Here is a 10,086-nt window from a genome sequence, read left to right as displayed (position 1 = left end):
CACCACCGCCCCAACCCCCACCCCCACGCCTTCGAATACTGGTCCCACGCCGCCTGCATCCTCCCCGTGGAGGAGTGGCCCCACTTCGCCTTCCGCCGCCGCGCCTACCGCTCCCGCCCCCACTGGAACCACGACCTCCCACCAGGCGTGTACGACCAGGTCATCAAGCAACTCCGCACACAAGGCCCCCTCACGGCAACGGAGTTGGGCGGCGCGAAACGCACCAGCGAGTGGTGGGACTGGTCCGGCACCAAGGTCGCCGTCGAACGCGCCCTGATGTACGGCGAGGTGGTGTGCGTAGAACGCCGGGGCTGGAAGCGGGTGTACGACCTCGCCGAGCGCGCCATCCCGGACCCGCTGCTGCACGACGACCTCGACGACACCGAATGCCTGCGCCGCCTGGTCCGCCTCGCGGCCCAGTCCCTGGGCGTCGGCACCCGCGCGGACATCGCCGACTACCACCGGCTGAAGGCGGAGCAGGTCGACGCGGTGATCGCGGACTCGGGTCTGGTCCCCGTCACGGTCGAGGGGTGGGGCAAACCGGCCTGGGCCGACCCGGCGGCCCTGGAGTCACCCCCGCGCGGCCGCCACCGTACGACCCTGCTCTCCCCCTTCGACTCCCTGATCTGGGAACGGGCCCGCACCGAACGGATCTTCGGTTTCACCCACCGCCTGGAGGCCTACGTCCCCAAGCCGAAGCGCGTGTACGGCTACTTCGCGATGCCGGTCCTCGCCGGCGGCCACCTGGTCGGAAGAGTGGACCCCGCGCGGGAGGGCAACACCCTGGTGGCCAGGCAGGTCACCCTCAACGGCCCCAAGGCGGTCCCGGCGGTGGCCCAGGCCCTGCTGGAAGCGGCAAGCTGGGTGAACTGCACGAACGTACGAGTGGAGCGGGTCGACGCCCCGGACCTGCGCACCCCCCTGACAAGGGAACTGGCACAGACCCTCGGGTAACTCGCCGCTACCGGATCTCGAGGATCTTCTCCCGCATCGCGTAGACCACCGCCTCCATCCTGGAGTGCAGCTGCAACTTCTCCAGGATGTTGCGCACATGGTTCTTCACGGTGTTCTCGGAGATGAACAGCTCTTTGGCGATATCGCGGTTGTTCATCCCGGTGGCGACCAGCTTGAGCACTTCCAGCTCGCGATCAGTGAGCCGCGGGGCGGGTACCAGTCGCCGCTCGTCCGTCCGCTGGATCATCGACTTGAATTCGGTGAGCAGTTTCGACGCCATCGAGGGGCTGATCTGCGACTGCCCGTCAGCCACCGCGCGAATGGCCGTGGCCACCTCGTCGGTGGAGATCTCCTTGAGGAGATAACCGGTCGCGCCCGCCTTGATCGCTTCGTACAGATCGGCTTCCTCATCGCTGATCGTCAGCATGATGATCTTGGCGCTGGGCGCGACCTCCTTGATGGAGGTGCACGCCTCGATCCCCCCGCGCTTCGGCATCCGTACGTCCATCAGGACGATGTCGGGCAGCAGATCGGCAGCCTTGTCGACGGCCTCCGCACCGTCCCCCGCCTCACCGACGACCTGGATGTCCTCCTCGGCCGCGAGCACGATCTCCAGTCCGCGGCGGAACAGGGCGTGGTCGTCCACGACAAGGACTCTGATCGGCTCCTTGCGCGAGGCGCCCGCGTCCGGGCCCATGTCGGTGCCGCCGTCGTCGGCATGCCCGACCTGCATCGGTCCGAAGCTGTCCGCCATCGTTCCTCCCCCTGAGGCTGTGGCCTGTGGTCCTGTGCCATCGCCAACCCAAGGCAACGGCCCACCGGTTGAGCCGTGCGGCCATGATTCCATGCCTGGGCGACACCGCGGTGACAGTGCGGACCCCCGAGGGGTCGCACACGGGTGCCCCTGGGGGCGCACACGCGCTCCAGGGGCACCCGTCGGCTGTCACCGGGGGCGGTCAGCCACCCAGCGTGCCACCCGCCGCGGGGGAGTGCGCCTGGCTGGCGACCATCGGGTCCGTGTTGAGGTGGATCACGCCGTAGTCGTACGCGTGCCGCCGGTAGACGACACTCGGTTCCTTGGTCTCGGAGTCGACGAACAGATAGAAGTCGTGCCCGACCAGTTCCATCTCGTAGAGGGCCTGGTCAAGCGTCATCGGGGAGGCGACGTGGGTCTTCTCGCGGACGATGAGGGGGCCTTCGCCCTTCACTTCCAGCGAGCCGATCCTCTTGACGGGCACACCGTCCGCGTCTTCGTCGTGGACGGGGTGACCATTGCCGTTCAGCGTTGCCGCGTCCGGGACGTGGTCGGCGACCTCGGCGGCTGTCAGCCGTCCGGCGCCTCGGCGGGTGTAACGCTTGTCGTGCTGCTTGCGCAGCCGGGCCTCGAGCTTGTCCGCCGCGAGGTCGAGTGCCGCGTACGGGTCGCTTGCCGCCGCTTCCGCCCGGATCACCGGACCGCGGGAGTGAAGCGTGATCTCCACTCGGTCGGAGCGGTCGGCCTGCCGGGGGTTGGGCTCCTTGGAAACCTCGACGTCGAGGCTGATCACTTTGCCGTCGAGCTTCTGGATTCTGTCCAGCTTCAGCTTCTCGGCCACGTGCTTCCGGAACCGCTCGGGCACCTCGGTCTTGCGTCCCTTGACGACGATGTCCACGCAGAACTCCGTTCCCGGATCGCCCCGCTTCAGTGGCGGAGCGTCTCCCTTTTGCACCAGGCTCCGGTGTGCCCCGGAACCTCGGACTCGGTGACTTCCACCTCCTCCTCCCCCATGGGCAAGATCCCCACTCGGGCTGCTGGGGTGATTAGCGAAAACCCGCAGCACGGCATTCGGATTTGCGAGGTGTGGCCTGCGGCTTTCCCTCACAACCGAACATATCTCGCCCGGACGTATGTCGTCACCCTCTACTGCCGCGTACCTCCGTTCCAGTGAATTGACCCTCTCACTACCTGCAACGATGCAAGTTCGCGGTCAGTTCCAGTTTATTTCGAAAGAATCAGGCGTCGCAGCGACCACAGCCGCGCAGATCATGCCGCCGAAGGCGCTGGCCGCCACCATTCCCGGCGCTCCCGGCCCTCGCTCCGGACCCGCAACCTCGGCTGCAGTATGCCGCTGCACTCTGCTTTCCCGTCTCGCGTCCGAGTACACGGCGTTTCTCACTCTCCTCACGTCCCCCACCCCTCCCGCCCACTCCGGCCCTGCCATCCCCGCCGCCTCTTCGCAACCGACCGCTTCCCGTACGGCACGCGCGGCCTCGGCGAGCGAGGCGCCGGTCGTCATCAGATCGTCGACCAGCACGACCGCACCCGCCCCGGCAAGTAACCGTCCGCCCCCGGGCGCCACGCTCAGCGCGCCCGCGAGATTGTCCAGCCGCTGCCGGGAGTTGAGGCCCGACTGATCGGCCACGGCACGGCGCTGCCGCAGCACCGCCAGCACCCGGGCCGGCGCTCCGGACCCGCGCAGTTCACCCGCCGCCGCGAGCGCGATCCGCCGGGCCGGATCATGCCCTCGGGCTCGTACGGCCCGCCGTGCGGACGGCACCGGAACGAGCAGCACTCCCGTACGACCGGGCAAAACCCCGTGGAGCCCTGCCCGCACAGCTCCCGCCAGAGCCGTCCCGAGCGGCCCCGCGAGTGCCAGCACACCCCTTTCCTTGTGCGCGAGGAGCACCGCGCGCACCTCGTCCTCGTACCGGGCCGCCGCGTGCACCACCGGCAGCCCGAGCGGCTCGGGCACCGGTCGCACCCGGCCCGGTACGGCCCCGTTCAAGGCGGCACGGCACTCCGGGCAGAGCACCGTGCGAGGCATCCCGCAGCCTCCGCACTCGGCCGGCAGCACCAGGTCACCGAGGTCCTGCCACCACCCCCGCATGCGCACCACTGTGCCAACACCCGCGCGACTCGGCCACCCCTGTGGACAACCTCCTGTGGACAACTCCGCACAGCCACGAACAGCCCCCGGACACACCGACGGCCCGCCGAAACCTCCGACGGGCCGTCACAACAAACACGCGACCTGGATCTCACCCCGGATACACGGGAGCAGACCCCTTGTTGACCAGCTTCTGCCACTTGGAACCCGGCAGCAGCCGCACGATGCCGTCCTCCTCCGAGTACGCCACCAGCGGCAGCCTCTCGTCCTCGGACGCGGCGATGCCCTTCACGCCGGTCAGCGCGGCCGGCGCCGACCCCACCGGCGTCGAGCCGTCGACCTGCACGTATCCCATCTGCTGCACGCCGCCCTGCTCACGCCCCACCACCACGAGCCGGCTGTCCCCGGCCCACGACATGGCGGTGACCTCCTCCAACTGTGGTGTCACGGAGTCCAGTTCGAAGACCGACACGACCGTCCGCTCGCCGGCCTTCTGCCCAGCCGCCCGCCCCGGTTCCGCCGGCGTCTTCCCCTGCGCCGACCGCTCGTCCCGCTCGATCCGCCCGATGTACAGGGACCGCAGGCCGCCCTTCTCCACGATGAGCGCGATCCGGACCCCGTCGGCGGCCACCCGTACGGCTTCGATACGCCCGTCGAGCCCCGGCGTCCTGACCTCCAGGGGCTCGCCCGCGCCCTTGGCCAGGAGCAGCAGCCGAGGCTTCTTGGGGTTGCGGTCGGCCACCCACAGGTCTCCGTCGCGGTCCCAGCTGGGTGTGGTCAGCCGGTCGGTCTTGGTGGCGCCCTGGCTGGTCAGCACGGGCTCACCGAGCGATCCGCCGGACACCAGCGACCCTACATACAGCGTGCTGCCGTCCAGGGAGACCCCGGCCGCGCTGTCCTCGTCGCGCGAGACCGCCGCGGCCCGCAGTTGCTTGTCGCCGTCGCCGAGCGCGCCCGGGACCGGGGAGACCTGGGCGGCGGGACTGTCGTCGCCGGCCACGCGGACGAGGCGGTGCTTGCCGTCGATGAAGTACTGGAACTCGGGGCTCTGCAGCACCCCGCGCGCGGCGATGTCCTCGGCCCCGTTCTTACGGAGGACGCACAGCTGGCTGCCGTTGGCGCGCTGCAGGTCGACCTCCTCGACACCCGTGGGCGTCAGGTCCTGCAGCGTGTAGAGGAGCTGGGCCGCCATCTCGGTGCACTTCACCAGCCCCACCCGGTTCGCCTTGTCGTTGAGCGGCACCGTCAACCGGTTCTGATCGTCGGGAGCCAGCGAGGTGACGCCCTTCTTGAGCGTCGTACCGGTGGGGAAACTCGACCTGACGACCGGTCCCAGCCAGCGCGAGGGGCCCTTCAGCAGCGAACTCACCGTCTGCGTCATCGGGTCGACCTTCTTGCGGACGTAGACCGGATCGGCGACGGACACGGGCTGCGCGTCCGACTCCGACGGCGTGTTCGAAGCGAAGTAGTACTTATTGACGGACGTGTAGTTGCGCAGGAAGTCCGACTTCCCCATGACGACGCCCTGCGGCAGATCGTCGATGCGCCACTGCCCGTCCTTCTTCTCACGCGTCAGGTGCAGCGTCGCCCGGTACTGCCCGTCGGCGGGTTCGTACGACTGCCGGGAGTCCAGCGTGGCGAACCTGCCGCCGGTCAGCGTGGACGCGTAGTCGTCGGTGTCGGCCCGGCTGCCCGTGCGGACGGCGTCGGCAGTGGGCCCGCCGTCCAGCACCGTGATCGACGCGTCGGGCCGCCAGTCCTTCGCGGCACGCGCCGTCAGGTACTTGCGCGCCGTCTCGTAATGCGGATCGTCGCTGGTCAGAGCCTCCAGAAAGCCCTGGACGATCTGCCCCGGCGGGGCGTTCTCGTGGGGCGCCCGGGCGAAGACCCGTACCTGGGCGTCCTGCCGGGGCGTGGACTCGACTCCGCGCAGATCCCCGCTGTCGGGCATCGAGGCGCATCCGGCCAGCAGAACGGCTCCACAGGCAGCGTACACCACCGCGCGAGCCGTTTCCCGCCGTCGGCCGTCCCGCTCGCGGTCAGGGCCCACGAAATGCCTCCCCTTGCTCGTCCACACGCTCCGGCCCGGCATTGGAGAACGCCGTGTCCGAGTGGTGCGCCTCCGTACCGGGCACATCGTCCCGCCGAGCGCCGCCGCCCGGACGCGGCACCACACGGGCGCCGCTGCCGGGCAGCGCCGTGGGGTCGGCGGACGGGGCCACGGCGGCCGTCCTCGGCGCTATCGGCCGCGGTTCGGCGACCGCCGTCTGCACCGGCACCGTGGCGAGCTTGTCGCCGCCGGCGCGCGGCAGACCCGCGTCGTTGAGTTCCCGATGACGCCGGGAGTCCCTGGGCTCCAGCGGTATCGGTGAGCCCCGCAGGGGCTCGTCGGCGGTGCGCGGCAGCGTCAGCCGGAACTGCGAACCGCCGCCCGGCTCGCCCCACGCCTGCAGCCAGCCGCCGTGCAGCCGGGCGTCCTCCAGCGCGATGGACAGGCCGAGGCCCGTACCGCCGGTGGTACGCGCGCGTGCCGGGTCGGCCCGCCAGAAGCGGCTGAAGACCCGGGTCGCCTCACCGGGCTTCAGCCCGACCCCGTAGTCACGCACGGCCACAGCGACCGCACCGCCCGCGGCCGCCAGCTTCACCACGACGTCCTTGCCCTCGCCGTGCTCCACAGCGTTGACGACGAGGTTGCGCAGCACCCGCTCCACGCGCCGCGCATCGGCCTCCGCCACGACAGGCTGCTGATCGCCGACCACCCGTACCGTCGTCCCCTTGCGCTCGGCCAGCGGCTCCGCACCGCTCACCACCCGCCGTACGACCTGCCTGAGGTCTATCGGCTCGGCCTCCAGCGCCGCCGCGCCCGCGTCGAACCGGCTGATCTCCAGCAGGTCCGCGAGCAGCGTCTCGAACCGGTCCAGCTGATCGGCGAGCAGTTCCGCCGACCGCGCGGTCACCGGATCGAAGTCCACGCGCGCGTCATGGATGACATCGGCGGCCATCCGTACGGTCGTCAGCGGCGTCCGCAGTTCGTGCGACACGTCGGACACGAACCGCCGCTGCATCCGCGACAGCTCCTCCAGCTGCTGGATCTTCAGCTGGAGATTCTGCGCCATCTTGTTGAAGGCCTCGCCGAGCCGCGCGATGTCGTCCTCGCCGGTGACCTTCATCCGCTCCTGCAGCCGCCCGGCGGACAGCCGTTCGGCGATCCCCGCCGCCATCCGCACGGGCGTCACGACCTGCCGCACCACAAGCCAGGCGATGGCCCCCAGAAGTACGACGACGAACAGCCCGGCCGTCGCCAGCGTCCCCTTGACGAGGCTCAGCGACTTCTCCTCCTGCGTGAGCGGGAAGAGGTAGTACAGCTGGTACGGGTCACCGTTCGGGTCATCGACCTGCTTGCCGACGATCAGCGTGGGCTGCGAGTCCATACCGTTGGTGTAGATGACGCGGGTGTAGCTCTGGGCCATCAGCGGGCTGCTGTCGACCCGCGCGCGCAGCGCGTCGGGCACGCTCGCCGTCGGGTCCACCCAGCCGGAGGCGCGCGCCCCACGGCCGCTGCCGCCGTCGTCGCCCCCCGGACCGACCGGGAGCGTCACGACGTCGAAGGCTCCCTGGCCGCCGCTGGAGAGGGACTCCACCAGGTCACTCATCCACGGGATGAGGGTCTGCGCGGGGCGACCGCCCGTACCGGAACCGTCGTCCCCACTGGTGCTGGCCGCCGTATCAGCGTTCTGCTTGGCCGCCGCGAACCCGCCCGCGGCCTGGCTCTGCGAGGCCTTCACCTTGGCGTCCAGAAGCCCGTTGCGCACCTGTCCGATGACGACGAAGCCGAGCAGCAGGACCACGCCAAGCGACATCAGCAGCGTCGTGGCCACGACCTTGAGCTGGATGTTGCGCCGCCACAGCCGCATGACGGGCAGCAGCGGCCGCCGCACCCAGCGTATGAACAGCCGAAGGACCGGGCTGCCCTGGACACCGCCCTGAAGCAGCCCGCCCTCGAAGAACTGCCGCCAGCCGGAGCCGGCCCTGCTCACCTTCTGCCGCCCGACAGGCCGCCCCGTACGCCCCCCGGAACGCCCGGGGGGCGAAGCGGCACTGTCCTCGGACATGTCAGCTCGGTCCTGCCTTGTAACCGACGCCACGGACGGTCACCACGATCTCCGGGCGCTCCGGGTCCTTCTCGACCTTGGAGCGCAGCCGCTGCACATGAACGTTGACCAGCCGGGTGTCCGCCGCGTGGCGGTACCCCCAGACCTGCTCGAGAAGCACCTCTCGGGTGAACACCTGCCACGGCTTGCGCGCGAGCGCCACCAGCAGATCGAACTCGAGAGGCGTCAGCGCGATCGACTGCCCGTCCCGCTTCACGGAGTGACCGGCGACGTCAATGAGCAGGTCGCCTATGGCCAACTGCTCGGGCGCGGGCTCCTCCGACCGCCGCAGCCGCGCCCGGATCCGGGCGACCAGCTCCTTCGGCTTGAACGGCTTCACGATGTAGTCATCGGCACCCGACTCCAGGCCCACGACGACATCGACGGTGTCGCTCTTGGCCGTGAGCATCACGATCGGTACCCCGGACTCCGCCCTGATCAGGCGGCACACCTCGATACCGTCCCGGCCGGGAAGCATCAGGTCCAGGAGCACCAGATCGGGCTTGGACTCACGGAAAGCGGCCAGCGCCTTGTCGCCGTCAGCTACGAAAGACGGCTCAAAACCTTCACCACGCAACACAATGCCGAGCATCTCGGCCAGTGCGGTGTCGTCATCGACGACAAGGACTCGTCCCTTCATAAACGACATCATCCCATTAACTAAATCGTTACCTGTCGTGACCTGTCACACAGCTCTACCAGCGCCTCAGCCGTCACGGGCGAAACAACGCCCGCTTCGGTGACAATCGCCGTCACCAACTCGGGAGGCGTCACATCGAACGCCGGGTTGTACGCCTGGGTGCCCAGGGGTGCCACCTGAATCCCGCCTCCCGCTTCCGCTCCCGCCACCGGCACCTGAGGTGCGGCGATCTCCGTCACTTCATGCCCGGCACGCTGTTCCACCTCGATGGACGCCCCGTCGGGGGTGTCCGGATCCACCGTCGTCACCGGCGCCACCACGATGAACGGCACGTGGTGGTACCGGGCCAGCACGGCGAGCGGATAGCTCCCCACCTTGTTCGCCACCGACCCGTCGGCCGCGATCCGATCAGCACCGATCAGCACCGCGTCCACCTTGCCTGCGGCGAACAGAGAGCCCGCGGCGTTGTCCGTGAGCAAGGTGTACGCCATTCCGCTGCGCGCCGCCTCATACGCCGTCAGGCGAGCACCTTGCAGCAACGGACGCGTTTCGTCCACCCAGAGCCTGCTCAGCCGCCCCTCCCGGTGTGCCGACAGCGCCACCGCGAACGCCGTTCCCTCGCCGCCCGACACCAGCGAGCCGGTGTTGCAGTGCGTGAGCAGCCGGTGCCCGCCGCCGGGCAGCAGCTCGTCCAGCAGCGCGAGCCCGTGCATCGCCATCCGCGCGCTGGCCTCTGCGTCCTCCCGGTGCAGCGCCCGCGCGGCGGCCAGCGCGGCCGCGGCTGCCTGCTCAAGGTCACCGCCCCTCGCAAGCTCCGCACGATAGGCGCCCAGGGCCCTGCGGACCCCGCCAGCGAGGTTCACCGCGGTGGGCCGGGCCTGCGCCAGCGCGTCGGCCGCCTCGTCCACGTCGAAGCCCCGTACGGCGGCGAGCGCGACCCCGTACGCCCCGGCGATGCCGAGCAGCGGCGCCCCACGCACGGCCAGCGAACGGATCGCCGCCACCAGCGCGGGCGCGTCCGTGCAGACCAGCTCCACCTCCTCGGCGGGCAGTCTCGTCTGGTCGAGAAGAACCAGCACCGGACCCTCGGGCGGTTCGTCCCAGCGGATCGCCGGTATCTCGGTGGGCCGGTTGTCCTCGCGGATTTGCGCGTACTGATCAGCCATCCGTCCAGTCTGCCCCTTCTCCGTCGGACTATTGAAGGTACGCAGCCCCTACGGGGGCCGATCTCCCTGGACTCTCCCCATGGCACGATGGCTGCCAACCTGCCGCGAACGCGGACGGGCACCGTGAAGGAGCGACGATGAACGACACTCCGGGCTGGGCCTCGCCCGGATCCGCCCCCTCCGAAGGGCAGCAGCCCGGCGCGTCCGCCCCAGCCAACCGGCCTGATCCCGCGCAACCCGCGGACCAGCCGCCCCACGACCCAGCAGGCCCCGGCCCGAACTGGTCCCAGAAACAGCCCCCACCCGCC

General features: G+C 70.0%; 8 protein-coding genes. 1 reads left to right on the top strand and 7 read right to left on the bottom strand.

Annotated elements, in window-relative coordinates; genetic code table 11:
• On the top strand, positions 1 to 954 hold a 954-nt coding region (locus tag ADL01_RS13545), incomplete at its 5' end, for a winged helix-turn-helix domain-containing protein (protein ID WP_053742217.1).
• 7 nt (positions 955 to 961) lie between these two features.
• Here the strand turns inward: ADL01_RS13545 and ADL01_RS13540 are convergent.
• From ADL01_RS13540 to mtnA, 7 genes are all read right to left on the bottom strand, one after another.
• Positions 962 to 1,708 carry a response regulator gene (locus ADL01_RS13540; protein ID WP_053742216.1) on the bottom strand — a complete coding sequence of 249 codons (747 nt, stop codon included), beginning with the start codon at positions 1,706 to 1,708 and terminating at the stop codon, positions 962 to 964.
• A gap of 202 nt (positions 1,709 to 1,910) precedes the next feature.
• On the bottom strand, positions 1,911 to 2,606 hold the full coding sequence (gene hpf, locus ADL01_RS13535) for a ribosome hibernation-promoting factor, HPF/YfiA family (protein ID WP_405772443.1): 696 nt from the start codon (positions 2,604 to 2,606) through the stop codon (positions 1,911 to 1,913).
• A 315-nt stretch (positions 2,607 to 2,921) separates the two neighbouring features.
• Positions 2,922 to 3,821 (bottom strand): ComF family protein, encoded by a 900-nt coding sequence (locus ADL01_RS13530; RefSeq protein ID WP_053742218.1) that lies wholly within the window; start codon positions 3,819 to 3,821, stop codon positions 2,922 to 2,924.
• A gap of 151 nt (positions 3,822 to 3,972) precedes the next feature.
• The gene (locus ADL01_RS13525) at positions 3,973 to 5,871 is read right to left on the bottom strand and encodes an LpqB family beta-propeller domain-containing protein (protein ID WP_107090884.1); all 1,899 of its coding nucleotides are present in this window, start codon (positions 5,869 to 5,871) and stop codon (positions 3,973 to 3,975) included.
• Complete coding sequence (mtrB, locus tag ADL01_RS13520) at positions 5,861 to 7,933, bottom strand: MtrAB system histidine kinase MtrB (protein ID WP_053742214.1); 2,073 nt, start codon at positions 7,931 to 7,933, stop codon at positions 5,861 to 5,863. The genes ADL01_RS13525 and mtrB overlap by 11 nt, the downstream gene beginning before the upstream one ends.
• A gap of 1 nt (position 7,934) precedes the next feature.
• Complete coding sequence (gene mtrA, locus ADL01_RS13515; protein WP_189148219.1) at positions 7,935 to 8,624, bottom strand: two-component system response regulator MtrA; 690 nt, start codon at positions 8,622 to 8,624, stop codon at positions 7,935 to 7,937.
• Positions 8,625 to 8,632: 8 nt separating this feature from the next.
• A complete protein-coding gene (mtnA, locus tag ADL01_RS13510) occupies positions 8,633 to 9,778 on the bottom strand; it encodes an S-methyl-5-thioribose-1-phosphate isomerase (protein WP_053742213.1) in 1,146 nt (381 codons plus the stop codon).
• Between the last annotated feature and the right edge of the window lie 308 nt (positions 9,779 to 10,086).

Source organism: Streptomyces sp. NRRL WC-3618 (assembly GCF_001280005.1).
In the GTDB taxonomy this organism is placed as follows: Bacteria; Actinomycetota; Actinomycetes; order Streptomycetales; family Streptomycetaceae; genus Streptomyces.
Note: the sequence above shows the minus strand (reverse complement) of the source record. Positions and strands in the feature narration are given on the sequence as shown.

Bases quoted from the DNA above. Each gene is read 5' to 3' on its own strand.
- ADL01_RS13540 (WP_053742216.1), bottom strand. From the start codon at position 1,708: ATGGCGGACAGCTTCGGACCGATGCAGGTCGGGCATGCCGACGACGGC.
- ADL01_RS13530 (WP_053742218.1), bottom strand. From the start codon at position 3,821: ATGCGGGGGTGGTGGCAGGACCTCGGTGACCTGGTGCTGCCGGCCGAG.
- mtrB (WP_053742214.1), bottom strand. From the start codon at position 7,933: ATGTCCGAGGACAGTGCCGCTTCGCCCCCCGGGCGTTCCGGGGGGCGT.
- mtrA (WP_189148219.1), bottom strand. From the start codon at position 8,624: ATGATGTCGTTTATGAAGGGACGAGTCCTTGTCGTCGATGACGACACC.
- mtnA (WP_053742213.1), bottom strand. From the start codon at position 9,778: ATGGCTGATCAGTACGCGCAAATCCGCGAGGACAACCGGCCCACCGAG.